Raw genomic sequence first — 20,959 nt, forward strand, 5'->3', positions numbered from 1 at the left:
CGCGCCGTCAGCCGCGACGCGTGAGCCGCATGCGTACGGAATCGAGTTCGGCGGGCAACCGGCGCGAGCGCTGACGCGACCGCGCCAGCGCGGCAAAGCCGAGCCGCTCGTACAGTTCGCGGGCGCGCTCGTTGCGGGTCAGCACATCGAGCACGATGTCGCGGCTGCCATCGTTTGGCAACGCACCGGTCGCGAGCGCATCGCGCAGCAGTGCGGTGAAGATGCCCGTGCCGCGCCGCCGCTCGTCCGTCGCGCAATGCGCGACGAGGATCTGCGCACGCGTCGGCGCCGGAATCTCCGTTTCGAGCACGAGCCCGCGCAGCAGCTGGCCGATCGTGCGGCGCACGCCGAAAAAGCGCGCCAGGGCCCACACGACGTGAACGTCGTCGAACATCGTCCGGCGCCCGTCATGGATGGCCATCACGGCATGCACCGCGCCGTCGGCGCCGACCGCGACCCGATGCCGGCGCCACGAGAACCGGCCATGACGCGAGCGGAACGCCTGTTGCAGGAACGCAATGCAGCGCGCGTCGCTTTCACCGAGGAAGAAACCGAACTCGCCGACACCGGAGGCGAACACGAGCGGCGCGCACGCCGCCGCATCGTCCGCGCATGCGGCGCGAAACGGCGTCGACGCACCGGCTTGCAGCGCGTCGAAGGATGGCGCGAGCGCCGCGGCGGACATCACGCTGCCCGCCCCGCCAGGCGGGCCAGCACGCCGACGGTCCGGCTGATCTGCGCGGGCTCGTGCGTCGAGCAGATGAAGAAACGCAGGCGCGCGGCCTTCTCCTCGACGGCCGGATAGAAGATCGGCTGCACGTTGATCCCTTCGTCGAACATCGCGTTGGCCCACTGCGCGGCTTTCAGCGAACTGCCGGTGATCACCGGCACGACCGCATAGCCGGCGCTCGTGCCGGTGTTGAGCCCGGCGGCGCGCGCCTCGGTCAGGAACTGCCGCCCGCGCGCCTGCAGTTGCGTCACCCGCTGCGGTTCGGCCTGCAGGCGTTCGAGCGCGGCCAGCGACGCTTCGGCGAGCGTCGGCGCGAGTCCGACGCTATAGAGAAAGCCCGGCGCCAGATGGCGCAGCATGTCCACGAGCGGCTGGCAGCCGGCGATGAAACCGCCGCAACCGGCCAGCGTCTTGCTCATCGTGCCCATCCACATGTCGACCTGGTCGGACGCGACCGCGCAATGTTCGCGTATGCCCTTGCCCGTCGCGCCGAGCACGCCGAGCGAATGCGCTTCGTCGACCAGCAGGAACGCGCCGTGGCGCGTCTTCACGTCGACGAAGCGCTGCAGGTCCGGGAAATCGCCGTCCATGCTGTACAGCCCCTCGATCGCGATCAGCACGTGCCGGTATTCGCGACGCACGCGCGACAGCAGTTCGTCGAGCGCCTGCCAGTCGTTGTGCGCGAAGCTCAGCCGCTTCGCGCCGCTCAGCTGCGCACCCTGCACGATGCTGTTGTGCGCGAGCGCGTCGTGGACGATCAGGTCGCCGGGGCCGAACAGCGCGCCGATCACGGTCACGTTGGTCGCGTGGCCGCTCACGAACGCGACACAATCGTCGGTCTCGTAGAACGCGGCGAGCGAGCGCTCGAGGTCGCGTTGCACCGGACGCTCGCCCGCGACCATCCGGCTCGCGGACGCCGACGTACCGTAGCGGTCGATCGCGGCCTTCGCACGTTCGGATACGGCCGGATCGCCGGCGAGCCCGAGATAGTTGTAGTTTGCGAAGTTCACGTATTCGCGACCGCCGATTTGCGTGGTCGCGCCGGCGATGCCATCGTGCACGCGGAAGAACGGCGAGTCGACGCGCAGCTTCTCGCCCATCTCGCGCATGATCCTGACCTGCTGATACTGCGGCATCGATTCGAAACGGCTGCGCGCCGATGCGGCCTGCGCCGCCGGCGCAGCGGGCACGCCGGGCGACGCGACGGCTTCCGTCGCGCGCTCCAGCTGCCGTTTCAGGGCTTTCGCCGCCAGTTGCTGGCGAAGGTGTTCTCCGAGTGCCATTGCTTCCTTCGCTTTATCTCGAAAAAACGCTATGTTACGCCGCGTATCTTACGAAGCGGGGTATTGCGCGTTGGAAAACTCGGTCCACTGCCAGGCGTCGGTATCGGCCAGCAGCGCATCGATCAGTCGGAAATTCATTTCGTGGCTCGGCCGCACTGCGCTCACGCGTGCAAGCAGCGGGGCACCGGCCAGCGCGAGATCGCCGACCAGGTCGAGCACCCGATGCCGGACGAACTCATCCGACAGCCGCATTCCACCCAGCACGCGACTGCCGACGATCGCCGCCGTACATGACGGCCGTGCGCCGCGCAGGATCGGCACGCCGCGCACATAGCCGGCGATGATCGCCGGCACGGCCCATTTCACACGCCCGTACGAGCGCGACGGCGCAATTTCGGTCGCAAACGCGTCCGGTGTCAGCTCGCCGTCCCAGTGCATGTCGCCAAAGCCGCGCAAGTCGTTCCGCACGCTCAGTTCGTAGCGCGCTGCCGGCTCGATCCGCATTTCGCGTCGCTGATCGCCAACGCCGTCCGCGACCACGACCGGCCGCAGCACACGGATGAAGCGCTTCGGCGCATCGAGCGCGAGTCGGCCGCATGCGCGGATCGCGTCGACCCACGGCGCGGCGCTGCCATCGAGAATCGGCACTTCCTCCGCATCGAGTTCGACGATCGCGTGATCGATCTCGCACGCCAGTAGAGACGCGAGCAGATGCTCGATCGTGCGCACGCCAACCCCGTCAGCGTTGCGCAGCATTGTGCAAAGCGGCTGTGCGCGACGCAGGGCGGGATCGACTTCGAGCACACCGAGTTGGCGTCCGTTGCGCTTCCTTCGAAACACGATCCCGTGCCGGCCGTCAGCCGGCATGACCGGATGGATTTGCACCTGCACGCGCCGACCGGTATGCAGACCGTGGCCCGACAACGCGAGTGGCCGCGCCAGCGTTCCCGCGCTCGGCTGCCACCCCGCCGGCAGATTGATTCGGGCGATCTCCGCGCCGACCGCCACGCTTGTGCCCCTTGACGCGTTCAATTTGAACCCCGCTCGAGCTCGGCCCGCGCCTCGTCGCCCAATGCATGCCGCGCGACCAGCGCTTGCGCCAGTTCGTCCGCTGCCGCTGCCGCTATCTTCTCGCCGCCGTGCTGCACATCGAGCAACTCGACGATGCGCTCGGCCAGCGTATGCACCGTCGCGCCTTCCGCGATCGCCATGATCGACAGCTTGACGCCGAAGGTCTCCTCGACCGCCATGCCGAGCTCCATGCCCATCAGCGAGTCCATCCCGAGATCGAGGACCGACCGGCCGGCATCGATGCGCTCCGGCGACATGTGCAGAATCCGCGCGATCTGGCCGCGCAGCGCGGTCTCGACGAGCGCCACCGCGTCGGCGGGCGGCAACGCGCGCAACTGCTCCAGCAACACGCGATCCTCGCTCGACGTCTCGGCCGCCGCACCCGTCTGCAACGCCGCGTAACGCCGGGCGTGCGCGGCCGGCATGCCGCGCGAGATGGCACCCCAGTCGAGGCGCACGACGGCTTCGCCGGCGGCCCCGCGGGCAAGCGCGCGTTCGAGCGCGGCCATCGCCTCGTCCGACGTGATCGACGCACCGCCGATCCGCGACTGCAACGCCTCGCGCGTGCCGGCATTGCGCGCCAGGAAACCGACGTCCTCGATCGGCCCCCACGCCATGAACATGGCCGGCTGGCCGGCCGCGCGACGATGCGCGACCAGCGCCTCGAGGAAGCCGTTGGCGGCGACGTATGCGCCCTGCCCCGGATTGCCGAGATAGGTCGTCGCCGACGAATACATGACGAAGAAATCGAGCGTGCAGCGCTGCGTCGCGCGATGCAGGTTCCATGCGCCCGCCACCTTCGGTTCGAGCACGGCCGCGAAGCGCGCGTCGTCGATGTTGCGCAGCAGCCCGTCGTCGATCCGCATCGCCGAATGCAGCACACCCTTGAGCGGCGTCCCGCGACGCTCGATCGCATCGACGAGGCCGTCGAGCGCCGTACCGTCGATCACGTCGCATCGCGCGACCGAAACTTCCGCGCCGAGCACGTCGCGCCAGCGATCGACTTCCGCCTGCATCGCGGCGCCCAGTGCGCCACCGCGACTCGCGAGCGTCAGGTGCCGCGCGCCGCGCTCGATCATCCAGCGCGCGGTCGCGAAGCCCAGCCCGCCGGTGCCGCCGACGATGAGGTACGCCGCCTGCGGGTCGAGCCGCAGGGTCGGCACCGCGACGCCGCGCGTCGGTACCGGCGCGCCCGACGGATAGGTGACCAGCACCTTGCCGATCTGGCGCGCCTGCTGCATGTAGCGGAACGCTTCCTCCGCACGCGCGGCCGGGAACGCGCGATACGGCAACGGATGCAGCACGCCGCCCGAGAACAGGCCCATCACTTCCTCGAACAGTCGCGTCGTCAGCGACGGCAGCACGCCCATCAGCTGATCCGCATCGATGCCGAAATAGCTGATGTTGTTGCGGAACGGCCGCAGGCCGATCTGGCTGTTCTCGTAGAAGTCGCGCTTGCCGAGTTCCAGGAAACGGCCGAACGGACGCAGCGTATCGATGCTGCGCACCATCGCTTCGCCGGCGAGCGAATTGAGCACGATGTCGACGCCTTCGCCGTGTGTGCGCGCGATGATCTCGTCGGCGAACGCGAGGCTGCGCGAATCGAACACGTGGTCGACGCCGAGCAGGCGAATGAACTCGCGCTTCTCGTCGCTGCCGGCCGTGGCGAACACTTCCGCGCCAAGATGCCGCGCGATCTGGATCGCCGCGATGCCGACCCCGCCCGCGCCGCCGTGCACGAGCACGCGCTCGCCGCGTCGCAGCCGCGCGAGTTCGCACAGTGCGTAGTACGCGGTGAAGAACGTCGTGGGCACCGTGGCGGCTTCCTCGAACGACATCGTGTCGGGCTTGCGTGCAATCGCGGTCGCGCGCGTGACCACGCGCGTCGCGAACGATGCCGGCGCGAAACCCAGCACCGCGTCGCCCGGTGCAAAGCCGTCGACGTCCGCGCCGACCCGCGCGACGCGCCCCGACATTTCCATGCCGATCGTCGCGCCCGCGAAGCCCGTCTCGACGGCTTCGTCGGACAGCAGCCCCATCGCGTACATCACGTCGCGGAAATTGAGCCCCGTCGCCATCGGCTCGATCTCGACCTCGCCGGCGGCGAGATCGCGTGCCGGCATCGCGAACCATTCGAGGTTGCGCAACGAACCCGGCATGTCGAATGCGAGCCGTGCGCCCGGGCGGTCCGATGGGGTCGACAGCACGTTGTCACGCTCGGCCGCCTGCGCGGCCGGCAGCATGCGCGGCACGCAGCGGCCCTGCGGCGCCAGCAGCACTTCTTCCTCGCCGTCGTCGCCAAGCAGCGCCATCGCAAGCTGCCGCGCCGGTTGTTCGACGGCCTGATCGACGTCGATCAGACGGATCGGCAGCGTCGGATACTCGTTCGCCATCACGCGGCCGAGACCCCACAACGTTCCATGCTCGGGATGTGACGACGGTCCCGCAGCAAACGGCGCGCCGCCGCGCGTCACGACGCACAGTCGACCGCGCTCCATTGCACCGGCCGCTTCGAGATCGCGCGCGAGCGATGCCAGCGCGAGCGCGCCGCCGTGCTGCGCGCGCATCACGGCCGCACCGTCGGCCGTGTCGAGCGATGCGAGCGGCGCCACGAACACGACATGCGCCGGATGCCCGGCCGGCTGACGCGCCGACCATGCCGCGGCGTCGCGCACCGCAGCCGACTCGACACGGCAACCCAGCCGCTCGAGCTCGCCTGCCACGGCGATGCCGAACGCGTCGTCATCCTCCTGCACGATCAGCCAATGCGCGCCGTCACGCTCCGCCATGCAACGCACGCGCGCCTCGTCCCGCGCTGCGCCGGCCGTTTGCTCGTCGGCAACCGGCTTGCGCGCGACCACGAACGTCGGCATGCCCTCGAGATCGAGGCCTTGTTCGGTATCACGCACCACATCGACCAGTCCCGCGCGTTCGCACATCGACTCGATCGCGGCGGGCGCCAGCGCGCCGTACGAGCCGGCGGCAACTGCGCCACCGGCCGTGCCGAACACGATGTCGGAGAACCGGCTGCGGCGCGCCTCGGCGATGACGACGAGCCCGCCCGGTGCAAGCCGTTCGGCGATCGCCGTCAGCGCGGCGAGCGGATCCGGGTGATCGCCCAGCATCCGGTTGACGATCACGACGTCGAACGGCGTCGTATCGCGGTATTGCGAGAACAGCGGCGCGTCGGTCGCGAACGCCAGCGTCTGCACCTGCGCGTGCGCTTCCGCATCGAACCCGGCGAGCTGCCGCTGCGTGCCCGCCAGCAGGTATTCGCAGCGACCGGCCGGCACGTTCACGTCGAGCGGTTGCAGCACGTCGCCGCTCGCGGCACCGATCTCCAGTACACGCAAGCGGCGTGCGTCCGGCCACGCCGCGACCGCCTGCGTCGCGCAGGCAGCGAGCAGCGCGCGCGCATGCGCCCAGGTCGGCGAGGCATCGAAGAACTGTTCGACCAGGCTGCGCCCGGTCGACGACAGCAGCGCACCCTCGGGCAACGCATCGCGCAGCACGCGCGGCAGCGCCGCGCCGACGTGCGCCAGCAACGTCAGTTCGGCGACATGGGCCGGCGATGCCGCCAGCACGTCGCGCCACAGCGCGTCGCGCGCGGGCATCGCCGCGCAGGCTTCGTCATCGCGAACCAGACGATCGCCTTCGAAGCGGGCCAGCCCGTCCTCGACGACGATCTCCGCAAGTCGCGCGACCTGTTGCGGGTGGGTGTCCGTCGGCAGCACCGGCCGGACGAAGGCGCCAAGCGCATCCAGTGCATCGAGTGCATGCAGACCGGCCAGCACGTCGAGCAGCGGCAGCATCTCGGTCAGATGCTGCGTACGGCGCGCGAGGTCCTCACGCGCCGCGACCTGCGCGTTCGCACGCTCGACGAGGTCGCCCGGCGGCGGGAGCGCGTCGGCCGTGTAGCCGGCCGGCAGCGGCCGCGCTTCGAGCACATAGGCGAAGCGGGCCGGCGCGCCGTGGCGGCGCCCGGCGAGATCGACGCGACGGAAGCGGCACGCCGAAAGGCGCGTGACGATCCTGCCGTCGGCATCGATGAATTCGAACGACGCGACGATCGAATGCGGACTGCGGCGGTGAATGCGCGCCAGCACGCGACGAATCGATTCGCCGCTCAGGAAATCGACACGACCGATCTGGACCGGAACGAATGCCGCCTGCGCATCGTCCGGCGCGGCACCGGCCTGCCCGAGCACCGCGAACAGCGGATGGAAACCGCTGTCCATCAGCGCGGGATGCAGCAGATAGTCCGACCGCGCACACGCATCGGCGAGCACCGACGGCACCTCGAGCTCGGCCAGCGCGTCGTCGCCCGACACGCACAGCGACCGCACCCAGCGGAACGCCGGTCCGTAGCTCAGGCCGATTGCCGTCGTGCCCGCATACAGTGCGTCGCCGGAAAGCGCCGGACGCGACTGCAGGTGGGCGACGGCGGACGCATCCGGCGTGCTGTCCGCATCGAGCGTATTGCCGCTTTCGAGCAGGCGCCCCGTCACATTCAGGTTCCACGGGCCATCCGACATCCGGTCGCGCGTCTCGATCGTAAACGACGCGGTGCGCACGTCGATCGCGAACCGGAACAGCTTCGCGTGCTGCGGCTGGAACACGACCGGCAGGCGGATCTCGACGTTTTCGATGGCGACATCCGCTGTGCCGAAGAACGTGCGCGCCGCCGCGAGCGCCATTTCGACGTAACCGGCGCCCGGAAACGCGACGCCGCCGTCGACGACGTGATCGGCGAGCATCGGCACGCGCTGCGGATCGAGCTGGTTCTCCCAGGCGAACGCATGCTCGTGCAGGCGATAGCCGAGCAGCGGATGATCGACGCGACGGTTCACGAGCCCGTAGCCCTCGACGCTCGGCACGAGCCAGTAACGCTCGCGCTGCCACGGATAGGTCGGCAGCGCGGCGTGCGGCGCATCGGGCACAAGGCGGTCGAGATCGACGCGCGCGCCCTGCACGACCGCCGACAGGACCGCATGGGCGAGCATCTCGGCGCTATCGTGCTGGCGCTTGAGCGTCGGCACGACGACGCCCGGCGCGACGCGCGCCGCAAGCGTCTGCTTCACGTAGGTGCGCAGGATCGAATGCGGCGCGATCTCGACGAACACGCGCACGCGATCGTCGGCCAGGCGGGAGATGGCGTCGCCGAAACGGACCGGCTCGCGAATGTTGCGCCACCAGTAGCCCGCATCGAGCGCGGTGCCCGCCAGCGTGTCGCCGGTCACCGTCGACACGAACCGCGTATGCGTATCGCGCGGCGCGAGATCGGCCAGCCCGTCGCGCACGACCGGCTCGATCGCATCCATGCGGCTGCTGTGGAACGCGTAATCGAGGTCGAGCATCTGGTAGAAATGGCCGGCGTCCGCGAGCGCCACGCCGATCGCTTCGAGCGCGGCTTGCGAACCGGCGAGCGTCACCGAGTCGGGGCTGTTGGTGCCCGCGATTTCAATGGCTGCGGCGAGATCCAGACGCGCGATCCAGTCGCGCGCCGCGGCTTCGCCGATGCCGGCCGCCGCCATCCTGCCCGCGCCACGCGTCAGGCCCTGGGCAGCGCTGCGGATCCGGATCACGCGCACGGCCTCGGCAAGCGTGAGCGCACCCGACGCCCAGGCCGCGGCGATCTCGCCGACACTGTGGCCGACCGCCGCGTCGAAGCGGATGCCGCGTGCGGTCAGCACACGCGTGATGCCGACCTGCATCGCGAACAACAGCGGCTGCGCGTTCTCGGTCGCGGCGAGCCATTCGGCGTCGACGCCTTCGCACATGGCCTCGACGAGCGACGCGTTGCCGTCCGCACGCCAGAGCGCATCGACTTCGTCGAGCGCCGCGCGAAACACGGCGTCCTCGCCGTAGAGCCGCTGGCCCATCCCGGCCCATTGACTGCCGTTGCCCGCATAGACGAACGCGACCGGTGCGTCGCCTTCGACGGCCTGCCCCTGCACGGCACACGCCGGCAGCCCGCGCTCCGACGGCTCCGCCAGTTCGGCGAGCGCGGCCAGCCCTTCAGCCGGATCGGCCGGTGCGACGACCGCGCGATGCTCGAGCCACTGGCGACGCCGTGCGGCGGCGGCCGCGAGGGCAGCCCAGTCGGCACCCGCTTGCAGGCGCGCGAGATGGCGCGCGGCGACGGCTGCCAGCGCGGCCGGTGAACGTGCGGTCAGGACGAGCGGCGGCAACGGCGCATCGCGCTTTGCCGCCGGCTGCGCGGCTCGCGCCGGCGCCGCCGCTTCGGTGATGACGACGTGCGCATTCGTGCCGCCAAAGCCGAACGAGTTGATGCCGATCGTCAGCGGTGCGTCGCCGCGCTCGAGCGGCGTGAACCGATCGACCACGCGCAAGCGGCCGCCTTCGAAATCGATGCCGGGATTCGGCGTGTCGAAATGCAGCGAACGCGGCACCGCGCGGTGCTTCAGGCACAGCACCGCCTTCAGCAAGCCCGCCATGCCCGACGCCGTTTCGAGGTGTCCGATATTGGTCTTGACCGAACCGATCAGCAGCGGATCGGACTCGGGCCGGCCGCCCGACACCGCGTCGATCAACGCACGCGCCTCGATCGGATCGCCGACCGCGGTACCCGTCCCGTGTGCCTCGAGATACGCGAGCGTGCGCGGATCGATACCCGCGCGCCGATAGACGGCACGCAGCAGGTCCGCCTGCGTCGCCGCTGCCGGGACATTGATGCCGCCGTGCGAATGGCCATCCGAATTCACGCCCGAGCCGGCGATGACCGCGTGGATCGTGTCGCCGTCGGCCAGCGCCTGGTCGAGCGGCTTGAGCAGCACGAACGCACCGCCTTCGGCACGCACGTAGCCGTCGCCGGTCGCATCGAACGCGTGGCAGCGGCCGCGCGGCGACAGCATCGACGCCTTCGAGAAACTGACGAATCCGAACGGGTGCAGCAGCAGGTTGACCCCGCCGGCCAGCGCCATCGCGGTCTCGCCGGACTCGAGCGCCCGGACCGCCTGATGCAGCGCGACGAGCGACGACGAGCATGCGGTGTCGACCGACATGCTCGGGCCGCGCAGGTCGAACAGGTAGGACACGCGGTTCGACGCGATGCTGAGCGTGTTGCCGGTTGCCGAATACGGATCGATCGTGTTCATGTCGTCCATATTGCGGTTGCCGTAATCCATGCCCGCCACACCGACGAACACGCCGCAGTCGCGTCCGCGCATCGCGGCCGGACGCACGCCGGCGTCTTCGAACGCCTCCCACGCGAGTTCGAGCAGCAGCCGCTGCTGCGGATCCATTTGCGCGGCCTCGCGCGGCGAGATGCCGAAGAATTCGGCGTCGAAGCCCGCGACGTCGTCGACGACGCCCGCCGCGAACGTGTAGCTCTTCCCCGGCTCCCGTTTCGACGGGTGCTGGTAGAACGCCGTACCGAAACGATCCGGCGGAATGGCAGTCACGGCATCGCGTTCGTCACACAGCAGTTGCCAGAAGTCGTCGGGACTCTCGACGCCACCGGGGAACCGGCACGCCATCCCGATGATCGCTATTTGCTTGTTCATGCTCTTTCTGCTTTGACCAGCGCATCGCGATCACACGCGCGCGGTTCGTTCGAGTAGGTGATGGCCGACATCAGCATTCGACCCAAATCTTCTGCGCGGATATCCTGTCCGCAGGCATCGACACACGCGTCGTTCTTCCAGACGAAATAATCGCTGCGATCGGGCAGGACACCGAGCTTGTCAAATACGCACCGCAACGCCGGTACGTGATCGCCGTAGAAGCAGACGATCGTCTCGCGGTCGCTTCGCCTCAGATGGTCGAGCAGTCGCTCGATCATCCGGTTCGCGTTATCCAGATGGCGCAAGTAGGCAGTCAGGTCGTGCCACGCGTCGTCTTCGCCGAGCGCATGGTAGCGGGCGGCTTCGCCAGCGGCCACCGCTTCGAGATGCAGCGGCCCGTGGTTCTCCATCGTCATCGCGAAGATGAACGCGGGATGCTCACGCGGTGCGTCCAGCACGTCGATGATCGCATCGGCGACGGCCGCATCCGCAACGTACTGCCCGGCGCGCGGACGACCGTCGAAGCTGCGGATGTCCATGAATGCATCGAAGTGCATCAACGGAAACACGCGATCGCGCCCGAAGAAATCCACGTGGTACGGGTGCATCGCAATCGTCCTGTAGCCGCCGCGCCTGAACCACCCCGCGAGCGACGGGCACACCTTGCGTAGAAATGCGTAGGGATAGAAGCGCGCATATCCGAGTCGCTCGGCAGGTATTCCCGTGAGGACGGCAAACTCCGTGCGCATCGTATTCGCGCCCCATGCGGGAACGATCAGCGCGCCGTGCGCGATCGCTTCGCGGCGTGCACGGTCGAACCCCGCCATCAGCGAAGGCGCGACCGCCGACGTCGCGCGCCGGATATCGAAGAACGACTCGCTCTGAATCACGATGACGTCCGGGCCGCGCGGCGGCGAGCCGGTCGCGTATTGGCTCGTACCGGCCGCGGTGTCGAACGTCTTCAGCGTCGCTGGCCGCAGACCATTGAGCAGATACGCGACGAACACCGCGAAAAAACCATGTCGCCGCTGGTCCGCCGTCGCATCGAGCGTCAACGGCAAGCGCGCCGCCACGCGCGCGCCGATCAGCAGACAGGCAAGCGCGACGGCCGCAGCGGCCGCGCGCGGCGGCGCATCCGCATGGTCGAGCAGGCACCCTGCAACGAGCAGCACGACGCCGGCCGCAATCGCGACGACCTTGCCGACGCTCAGAAACGGCAGATAGAGGCGCGGATGGGCAAACAACTGGCTGAACAGGCTGAGATCGGTAAAGACGAAGGGCTCGCGCAGAGATTCGAACTTCGCGTTGCTGATGGCAGCCAGCAGCGCCACCAACGCGGCTGCGATGCCGGCGGAAAATACGGGCCGCGACGTGGCGGTCAGCACGCACGCTCCGACGAACGACACCGCCAACCCATGCAGAAGCACGGCACGCGACGGTCTGCGCAACGGCGCACGCGGTACCGCGACGGCGTCGAGGCCGAACGAGGTGGCCAATGCCATCGCGAAGACGAGTACCAGCGTGCCGGACATGCTAGCGGCCCTCGCGTGGTAGATACGACAGCTTGCCGAGAATCGCATCGGCGACCAGCGCCGGCACCAGCGTCAACAATCGCATTCCGAACGCGAGCGTGCCCGGAAACGCGATTTCTGCCCGGCCTGCATGCAGGCTGCGGCGGATATGCCGCGCGGCGCGATCGGCCGACCACATGAACGGCTTGTCCCCGGGAAAAACGTCGCTCATCGCGGTTTTCACGAATCCCGGCAGTACGATCGACATCCGGATGCCGTCGCGCGCCAATACGGGCCGCACGGAATCGCCATAGGCCTTGATCGCCGCCTTGCTCGCGCAATACGCAGGCGAAATCGCCATGCCGCGCAACGCCGCGAGCGAACTGATCATCGCAACGTGGCCGCGACGGCGCCCGCGCATGCGGGCAATTACCGGCAGCACCGCATGCAACGCACCGTACAGATTCGTATTAACCACCACGGTCGTGCGTTCGAGCTCCTCCCAGTCGTCGGCGTGCGCCAGCGTACTCGCAACGCCCGCGTTCGCGATCAGCAGATCGATCGGATGCACGTCGTCGAAAGCATCCAGCCACGTGCGCAGCGCTTCGGCATCGCACACGTCGACACGACCGCATTCAACGATCGCGCCACGCGCCCGACAGGCTGCCGCCACATCGTCGAGGCGCGCAGCGTCGCGGCCGATCAATCCGACGACAGCGCCGGGTACCGCATAGGCCAGCGCCAGCGCGCGCCCGAGGCCGGCCGTCGCGCCGGTGATCACGACATGACGCGGTTCATGCGAATGCACGACTGACCTCCACTCTGGTTGCCTCCAGTCGTCGCACGGCACCTTCCACTGCCATGTCGATGCCGGTATCCGTATAGAAGTCGCCGTTGATCTGCGTGCGATGAACCACATAATCCAGAAACGCATGGAACAGGTTTTCGTCGGGCCGTTCGGTATGCTCCCAGAAGCTGTCGAGCCCGCCTTGCCACGTCAGTCCCGGCATGTCGTAGATCGCCACGCCGAGCGCGATCAGCGGGCAATGGTGGTAAAGCGCCGACATCCCCGTCGTACTGTTGACCAGCACCACGCCGCGCGCATGATCGAGCAGCGTCGGCAAATGGCCGGCGTCGATGAACGACACGCGATCCGCGACCCCGAGTTTGCGCGCAAGCTGGCGGACGTGTCCGCGATAATCGAACGCGCCCGTGTCCAGCGGATGGTTTTTGACCAGCAGATCGTGTCCGGCGGCTGCGTGCTGCGCGAATGACTGCAGGACGAGGTCGATCGATGCGCGCACGCTGCCGAATGGCGAATGGTGGACGATTTGCGCGTCCGCGTTGACCTGGAGCGGAAACAGATAATAGGGCCGGCCGGCAAGCATGCGCTGCGTCACTCGCTCCGATTCGCGATCGAATATCGGTTGTTTCAATGCGCGTGTCGCCAGTCCCGCGTATTCGACGAAGCCGTTGCGCGGACGATGGCTGCGATAATTCGGGAAACGGGACCGATACAGTGTATTGGCGGCACGATAGCGCATGTCGTGATAGGCACGGATGCCCAGTCGATATCCGGTGGCGTGCCCGAGATCGCGCGGCGGCGTTACGCTGCGCTGGTCCAGATACCACGCCGGATCGCGCGGCAGCAGTGAACGGCCATTGACGCCATGGCGCTCGAGCGTCAGCCAATGCGGACGCACGTATCCTTCCTCGAATACATGCACGGCGACACCGTGATCGCGGGCGACAGGATGCACGGGCCGGTGAATGGCCCGGCAGTCGCCGAACAGGATCACGTCCGTCACGTCGCCGGTTCGAAGCGTTGTCGCATACCACGCGGCAAGCTCGTCTGGATGCGCGGTGTAATCGCTCGCAGCGCCATTTCCGGAATAGACCAGGTCTCCTCCACAGAAATTTATCCTGCGTACACGATGGCCGCGGCTCCGCAACGCATCGGCCAATCGGCTAAAGAACGGCGAGGCCGTGCCCTGCAGAACCAGAAAAGAGCGTCGCATTATTAATATGATTTATCATTTTTCAATATTTTTACGCATACACACGAAATGAACGCCGAATGCGTCGGCAGTTGAATCACCCCTGCCCCGATTTTTGCCCCGGATTTATAGGTGAACGATTGTATCGTTTTACGAGATAACGATACAACCTCGGCGCTCCAAAAAGCGCTATAGCTGATTTGCGTTATCGGACACCGTCAGCACCACTCCCGGATGGCCGCCGGCTAAAGCTTCGCGAGCCAGCGCTGCAGCGACATGTACAGCTTCTTGCGCGCCGAAATCCGATATTCCGAGTAAGTCGTCAACGCCCACATCTTGACTTTCCCGGACTGCTGTTTCAGTCGATTTCGCTTCAACTTGCCCTGTCCGGTCGACTGCCGCTGCGCGTGCAGTATTGCAATTGCGTATTGTGCGTCGATTACGGCCCGGGATACCGGATGGACATAACGCGGATAGCGCAGCAGCGTCCCGGCAATCAACTCGTCAAGCGTTAGCCGGCGATTGCGGCGCGACCAGACCGGATGGCCGTACGCCCCGTCGCCGGCGCCCGGCATGCGTTCGGCGCCTGGCGATACGTTCGCGAACACGTCGTGCGTCAGCCCCCAGCCGGCATAAAACGGCGCGCCGTAACAGACGACCCGCTTGCCGCGCAGCAGCGCCTCGAAGCCGGTCAACGACGTCATCGTATGCACTTCGTCGGCCTGCTCGACGCAGGCGATCACGTCGGATTCAGGCGCCACGGCGTCAGCGAGCCGACGCGCTTCGTGCAGCGGCACCGCACCCGCGCGATTGCCGCTGACGACGTCGGGATGCGGCTTGAAGACGATGAACGCGTCGGGATGGGCGGCCCGCACGCTCGACAGCAAGCCGAGATTCGTGGAGATCCACGGTGAGCCGGTCCGGATCGATGCATCATCTTCGACCTGCCCGGGCACCAGAATCACCTTCGCGGGGCGCGGCGACGGCAGCGCAACGCCGCCGTTGCCGACGTTGTACTTGCCAATGCGGGCGTCGACGAGCGCCGCGCGCACGGCGCTGGCCTCGGCGAGTTCCGCATCGTCGAAGCCACCGCGCTCGAGGATCGCTTCCAGCCGGGACGGCGTGCGCGGATCGAAGTAGATGCCGAGATCGTCGATCACGAGCGAGAGCGGCGCGATCAGATTCGAGCCGAGACCGACAGACCGGATGAACCCGTCTTCCATGCGAAGCACCGGCAAGCCCAGCTCCTGCGCGGCGGCAGCGACATCGGGACGCCGGGCACCCCACAGCACGACGCGCCGCGATGCGTCAGGCGGCAGACGCCGCAGCGCCGCCGGCGAATCGACGAAACGCACGCGTGCGCCACCGTGCCGCAAAAACGGTGCGACCACGCTGCGCTTCCACAGGCTCAGCCCGACGCACACGAGTTCGCCTCTCGTCACTTCGTTCAGCCGGCGTTGCTTCGCGAGATGGGCGATCACGTCGAAGATCGTGCCGCGGCTGCCGGTTTCGGGATCGATGTAACGGCAATAGCGCAGGTACGCCGCATCGAACAGCTGGTGCAGCGTCGCGCGACCGCGACGATCGGCAACGATCGGTGCGTCCGCATGACGATCGTCGGTGAGCCCCCAGCCGGCGTACCACGGCAAGCCGAACGTCACGACCGGCTTGCCGCACAGCAGCGCCTCAAAGCCCATTTGCGACGAAACGGCGTAAACCTTGCCCACCCGCTTCAGCAGCGATGGCGGACTAACGTCGGCCGGCAGCAGACGCACGCGCGGATCGCTGAATGACGCGTCGACGAGATAGCCGGCCTTCTTGCCGCACATCACGTCCGGATGGGTCTTGATCCAGACCGGCTTGCCGGGGTTTTCGGCGAGCGCAGCGGCAAGCATCGCGCGGAACGACGATTCGTCGGCACCGCCCAGGCGGACAGCGACGTCCCCGCGGGTCTGGTCAATGACCAGGATCGCGTCGTCGCGCCAGTCGTCGGGGGACACGAAATCGGGCGCGTGATTGTATTTGGACAAGCCGTGGCGGACGATCAGGGACATCGCGCGGCCGGCTTCGTTCCGCGAGGCATCGGCACGGCCGCCCTCAAACGCGGCGGCTTCCTTCACGAGCATCTCGAGACGGGACGGACGGCTGGCGTCGTAGTAGATGCCGAGATCGTCGATGACGATCGACAGTGCGGTGTCGCCGAGCACGCCGAGGGAGACGGAGCGGAGGAAGCCGTCTTCGATGCGCAGCACGTCCACGCCGGCACGCAGGCCCCATGCCTGGGCGCGCCGGCCGCTTTCGCGCAGGCCCCAGCCGAGAATGCCTGATACGCCGGATCGCTGCCATGGAAAGCCGCACGCAACAATACCGTCGAGCCAAGGGGTCCTGCCGCACCATGACCAGAGGCCAACGCTTTGAATCGGAACGATCCAGCGCGGCGGACTGGTCATGATTCCCTCCCGCCGCTCATTCCGCCGTGCACGACGGAACGGTCGACGTCGACGAGCGGCATCGCAAACAATCCCTTCAACTGTCGTGCGAGACAACGCGCATACGGCCCGCGCGCATAGTGATGATCGAACCGTCGGGGATGATGCCAGGATCGCTTGACCAAGCCATCCGCTCCGAGCGCATGCGGACTTGAATCGAGATACGGGACGCCATGCGTACGACAGAATTCCTCGACACGAGCATTGAATTCCTGCGCTAGTTCAGTCCGCTCGCGCTGTGTCGCCGATACCTGTTGACGTACCGCGGCCGTTTCGTCCCGCGGCGCGGCCTGGTCGGCCAGCGTCGGCAACGGCGCGCTGAGCACGGCGACCCGGTGGGCCACGGCTACCTCGGCAATGAACTCGCAATAATTGCGAACCGCCTCGTCAAGCAATACGGGAATCGGACACGACCGGAACTCCACCAGTTTCCAAAGCGAATAGGCAGTATCGACTTCGCCTAGATTGAGCAACACCCAATCGTGCTTCGACGACTGAAGGCGATTCGTGAAACGCAGGAGTGCGGACGTAATCGAATGACGGTTATCGATGCCAATTGCGGTTGCGCCCGGAACGTAGTCGATGTCGAACTGCACGTTCGGCAATCTCAATGCGAACCATGCGTGCTCGAACACGCGAACATGGGAATCCCCCAGGACCAGTACGCGCTGCAGCGGTCGCTCGTATACGCGCGCCACACATCGTCGCCACACGGGCACCAACATACGGTCGCGGACGCGTTGCATGATCGTGCTCACTGCCCTACCACCTCAGCAATCTGGCGGAGTCGATGCTGCCACGTATGGTGCTTCGCAACGTACTCCGCACCTGCTCGTGCGCGCTCGAGATCATGATTGGACGGGCCGCCGCGCAACCGAGCGAACAGCTCGCGTGCCTCGTCGCCACTGCGCACGACATGACAGAAGTCGGAGAACATCGCGTCGACCGATCGCGCCGGTGTTGTGACGGCAATTCCGCCACAACCGAGAATCTCGACCAGCCGCCGCGAGAACATCGTCGGCGAGTCCTCGACCGTGTTCACGTTCAGGGACACGACATAGTCGCGGTACATCTGGGCCGTTTGTTCGTGTCGAACTGCATGTTGGATCTCCAGATCGTCCAGCGCCGGAAAGCGATAATGCGACGCTTTGCGGCCCGAATTTCGATCAACGACAGTCAGGCCCAGACCACTAGCGGATGCCGCACCAAACAACGCGTCCTGCCACGCACGGCGACGCGCGTGGTTCTCGCTGCTATAGCTGCCGACGAAGTTCGCACGCCGGAACTTGAAATCGAAACCGGTAAAGCCGTGCGTCCTCGGCTGAATCGCGAACATCAACGTGTGAACCGATGCCTGCTCGCCCATCACCGCCTTGTAGCGTGGCACGGCATTGGCGTCCACCGTAAACACGTGGTCGAACAGCTTCGCACTATCCACGAAACGATCGAAGTGAACCGAATCCTCCTTGTTCCAGAACACCGTCGGAATACCGCGATCCCTCGCGGCTTCGACTAGCCGGATCAACGCGTGATTCGTCCGCTCCGGGTGTCGCGGGTACGCGGCGATCTTGTACTTCCAGCGATCGCGAACCCCCGACCATGCCGACTCGACCAGCAAATAGTCCGGACGCGAAAACGCCAGGCGCCAGCGAAATCCACGGGGACCCAACGGAATGACGCGACTATCGAAAACGAGGCTCGATGATGTCAGGCCGTCTGCAACCAGAGCGACAGTCGGATGCTTTCGGATACTCAAGTCCACTCCCACCGGCAGACGCACGGCGAAGTGCCGCGCGCAGCCGAAGCGGTTCGATCCGGCATCACGCCACCTTCTCCAGCACAAGCACCCCGTCGAGCAGATCGGCGGCATCCTCTTCGATACTCAAATAGGCGAGTGCGCGCAAGCTGCCACCACGGAATCCGACCGAGAATCCGTCATCGGGAATCGGGTTGCCTTTGAAACGTTTGGCTAAATAGCGTGCAACATCCGGATAGCTGTCTTCGGCCGCACGGCTCGGAAACGGGACCAGAAAACATGCGCCCACCGGATGGGTGTCCGTGCTTTCGGCCAAGCCGACAGAACAGAACCGCGCAAAGTCGCCGTCGGCCGGATACGCCAGGTCGACGCATGGCCGACCCAGGAGCGAATCGAGCTTTGCGGCCAGCGATTCCCGCTGTACCGCTTCCCGCACGAAATTCCACTTCTTCAGCTTGAAACGTGACTTCTGGCCTTCACGTGAAACGGCCGGAGCCGGGTCGGAGCGCAGTTCGTCCGCTTGTTCGGTCTCGCGATACGAAATCGCATCCAGCGTGCTGTCATATGCGATGAAACGCTGCGAACGAAAGCCGACGCTGCGCTTGAAAAGGTTGATCCCCATCCCGTCATCCACGACGTACAGATAATTGATCGATTTAACCCACGAATACCTCTCGATCAACTCCTTCACGACGTGAAATACATTCAGGTTCATGACCCCGTTCTTCACGTGCTCCTTGTGACACAGAATATGATTGATCTGTGCGAGCTCGCCGAACATGAAGAGCGTGATGTACGAAACCAGACGTCCTTCGTGCAAGACACCGAAGAATCGCTCCGTGTGATATTCACACCCGGCGGCACTCGGGTTCAGCACATAAACGGGCGGATTCGAATAGTAGTACTCGGGAATCGGCCGCCCCTGGCGCATCGGGTCCGACGTGCGAATTTCGTAGATGTCCTGGTCGAAACCTGCATGGCCACCTTCATGGAACCGGTATCCGAGGCGATTCGCCTTTTGAATCATGTTCCGTGACTTGTCACCGATCGATCGCAGGTACGCTTCGATCGTATCGGGAATCGTCAGAAATGCAGGCCGCGCCTTCTGAAGGCTGGCCGGCATCAATTCCCCGCCCTCAGCCTCGAGGAATACGGGTTCCCGACCGAAACGATTGACATCGTGCCGTGACGCGAACGCGTCCATCGACGCAAACCATTTATCGCAATGGACGATACATTCCGGGCCGCAGCGGTGCCGCTTGAGCAGCAGATTCGCGCGAATCGCAGGCTCGCGCGTGATGTTGACCGACTGGCTGCCATCCTTGCGCTTCGCGGTCAATGCAGGACTATCGAGCACCGCGCTGCCGGATTCAAAGTTGACGTCCGAGAGGACGAACGGGCCATCGAAATTCCAGGTCAACACCTTGAGCGACGTGATCCGGCTGTCGACCGGGATCTCCGTCGTCAGTCGCTCTTCGCGCATGTCGCTCTTGAGATACCGGAAGTAGCCGACCCACGACTTCATGTACCCCATCGCATGCATGTCGGCATCGACCAGATTCTCGCCGGAGACGACAAGCAACAAGTTGCGGTTGCCCGACAGATCACCGTTGACGATCGCGCTCAGACGGATACGCGTCGCTGCCGTCGCGCGTACCGAAACCTCGAGACCCTGCATCGCCTTCTGCAACGTCACACGATCGGCGTGCCAGGCAGTCGCCGGGGTTGAGTCTTCTTGACGAAACCGGTTTCCGGCCAGCCGCAGCTTGTCCCGGACGTAGCTTACGAAACCCACGCTGCTCCCTTGCTTGTCAGAAGTTCCCGCGGCGGCGGCCCCGATTCGCGTCACATACCGATCGAGACATTCGAGCAAATGGGTGTAATACGCGGTCACATAGTGAAACGGGCTCTTTCCCCACTGATGATCGATTGCGCCGACGAGCAATGCCGAATCGAAATGCAGGAATTGTCCGTCGGCGAGATCCTCGCGCATCCGCGCATATTGCCGCGACAGGAAAGCGTTGGCCTGTGCAACGTCGTCGGGCGAATAGGCCGGCGAGAAATTGGTGCCATCGGAGCAGGCCGAGCTCCAGTACACCTCGTTCACGATCAGCGCGTCAAGGCGCCCGTGCGCCTTCAACGTTGCGACGAGGTGGCGCCAGCCCGCCTCCCAGCGATCGAAGAACGCATCCGTGAAAGGCTTGATCACCGTGCCACGACGCATCCCGGCATCGAATCCGGACGACAGCAGTTCACCCGACACGGTGCAGCACGCGCCGTGCTCGTCAACGAACACGCTGAATCGCTCGTCGATCAGGTCCATCAGCAAGAAATCAAATCCGCCTGCGGCCAGTACGGCCATCAAGCCGTGCTCGACGTCCGATTGCACCATCCTGCGCTGAAACGGTGACGCGATCGCGTCAAAATCGACCTTCTCCACCACGCCCGACGAAAATGCGGTCGCCAGCGAACTGCGCGCGAGATAGCCCGCCAGCTCGTACCGTTCCGCTTGCGGAAATCGATCGGTAAAGGCGTCTCGGCTCACGCAACTTCCATGAATCAGAAGCTTCGGTTTACTGCGCGCCATCCATTTTTC

At 66.1% G+C, this 20,959-nt stretch carries 11 protein-coding genes; all 11 read right to left on the reverse strand.

The annotated features are described in order from the left end of the window. Nucleotides 1-7 precede the first annotated feature (7 nt). The 11 genes from U5771_RS14855 to U5771_RS14905 all read right to left on the reverse strand — a co-directional run bounded on the left by U5771_RS14855 (nt 8) and on the right by U5771_RS14905 (nt 20,950). Nucleotides 8-685 carry a GNAT family protein gene (locus tag U5771_RS14855; RefSeq protein ID WP_322024769.1) on the reverse strand — a complete coding sequence of 226 codons (678 nt, stop codon included), beginning with the start codon at nt 683-685 and terminating at the stop codon, nt 8-10. Continuing rightward, the gene (locus U5771_RS14860) at nt 685-2,013 is read right to left on the reverse strand and encodes an aminotransferase class I/II-fold pyridoxal phosphate-dependent enzyme (protein WP_322024678.1); all 1,329 of its coding nucleotides are present in this window, start codon (nt 2,011-2,013) and stop codon (nt 685-687) included. The genes U5771_RS14855 and U5771_RS14860 overlap by 1 nt, the downstream gene beginning before the upstream one ends. A gap of 48 nt (nt 2,014-2,061) precedes the next feature. After that, the gene (locus U5771_RS14865) at nt 2,062-2,994 is read right to left on the reverse strand and encodes a UDP-3-O-acyl N-acetylglycosamine deacetylase (protein ID WP_322024770.1); all 933 of its coding nucleotides are present in this window, start codon (nt 2,992-2,994) and stop codon (nt 2,062-2,064) included. Between the two features lie 47 nt (nt 2,995-3,041). Beyond that, a complete protein-coding gene (locus tag U5771_RS14870; RefSeq protein ID WP_322024679.1) occupies nt 3,042-10,610 on the reverse strand; it encodes an SDR family NAD(P)-dependent oxidoreductase in 7,569 nt (2,522 codons plus the stop codon). Then, on the reverse strand, nt 10,607-12,142 hold the full coding sequence (locus U5771_RS14875; protein ID WP_322024680.1) for an LTA synthase family protein: 1,536 nt from the start codon (nt 12,140-12,142) through the stop codon (nt 10,607-10,609). Before U5771_RS14875 ends, U5771_RS14870 begins: the two co-directional genes overlap by 4 nt. A gap of 1 nt (nt 12,143) precedes the next feature. Then, on the reverse strand, nt 12,144-12,929 hold the full coding sequence (locus tag U5771_RS14880) for an SDR family NAD(P)-dependent oxidoreductase (RefSeq protein ID WP_322024771.1): 786 nt from the start codon (nt 12,927-12,929) through the stop codon (nt 12,144-12,146). Beyond that, on the reverse strand, nt 12,916-14,139 hold the full coding sequence (locus tag U5771_RS14885; RefSeq protein ID WP_322024681.1) for a capsular biosynthesis protein: 1,224 nt from the start codon (nt 14,137-14,139) through the stop codon (nt 12,916-12,918). Before U5771_RS14885 ends, U5771_RS14880 begins: the two co-directional genes overlap by 14 nt. 224 nt (nt 14,140-14,363) lie before the next feature. Continuing rightward, nucleotides 14,364-16,568 (reverse strand): capsular polysaccharide biosynthesis protein, encoded by a 2,205-nt coding sequence (locus U5771_RS14890; RefSeq protein ID WP_322024682.1) that lies wholly within the window; start codon nt 16,566-16,568, stop codon nt 14,364-14,366. Continuing rightward, nucleotides 16,565-17,365, reverse strand: a complete 801-nt coding sequence (locus U5771_RS14895; RefSeq protein WP_322024683.1) for an SGNH/GDSL hydrolase family protein — start codon at nt 17,363-17,365, stop codon at nt 16,565-16,567. The genes U5771_RS14890 and U5771_RS14895 overlap by 4 nt, the downstream gene beginning before the upstream one ends. Continuing rightward, nucleotides 17,362-18,363, reverse strand: coding sequence for a glycosyltransferase family protein (locus U5771_RS14900; protein ID WP_322024684.1), 1,002 nt, complete (start codon nt 18,361-18,363; stop codon nt 17,362-17,364). Before U5771_RS14900 ends, U5771_RS14895 begins: the two co-directional genes overlap by 4 nt. 64 nt (nt 18,364-18,427) lie before the next feature. Continuing rightward, complete coding sequence (locus U5771_RS14905; protein ID WP_322024685.1) at nt 18,428-20,950, reverse strand: DUF6270 domain-containing protein; 2,523 nt, start codon at nt 20,948-20,950, stop codon at nt 18,428-18,430. Between the last annotated feature and the right edge of the window lie 9 nt (nt 20,951-20,959).

This window comes from Burkholderia sp. BCC1977, from assembly GCF_905339595.1.
GTDB lineage: Bacteria > Pseudomonadota > Gammaproteobacteria > Burkholderiales > Burkholderiaceae > Burkholderia.

What these genes read in the sequence shown, in the direction of transcription:
- U5771_RS14855 (WP_322024769.1), bottom strand. Translation starts at nt 685, where the DNA reads ATGTCCGCCGCGGCGCTCGCGCCATCCTTCGACGCGCTGCAAGCCGGT.
- U5771_RS14860 (WP_322024678.1), bottom strand. Translation starts at nt 2,013, where the DNA reads ATGGCACTCGGAGAACACCTTCGCCAGCAACTGGCGGCGAAAGCCCTG.
- U5771_RS14870 (WP_322024679.1), bottom strand. Translation starts at nt 10,610, where the DNA reads ATGAACAAGCAAATAGCGATCATCGGGATGGCGTGCCGGTTCCCCGGT.
- U5771_RS14875 (WP_322024680.1), bottom strand. Translation starts at nt 12,142, where the DNA reads ATGTCCGGCACGCTGGTACTCGTCTTCGCGATGGCATTGGCCACCTCG.
- U5771_RS14885 (WP_322024681.1), bottom strand. Translation starts at nt 14,139, where the DNA reads ATGCGACGCTCTTTTCTGGTTCTGCAGGGCACGGCCTCGCCGTTCTTT.
- U5771_RS14890 (WP_322024682.1), bottom strand. Translation starts at nt 16,568, where the DNA reads ATGACCAGTCCGCCGCGCTGGATCGTTCCGATTCAAAGCGTTGGCCTC.
- U5771_RS14905 (WP_322024685.1), bottom strand. Translation starts at nt 20,950, where the DNA reads ATGGCGCGCAGTAAACCGAAGCTTCTGATTCATGGAAGTTGCGTGAGC.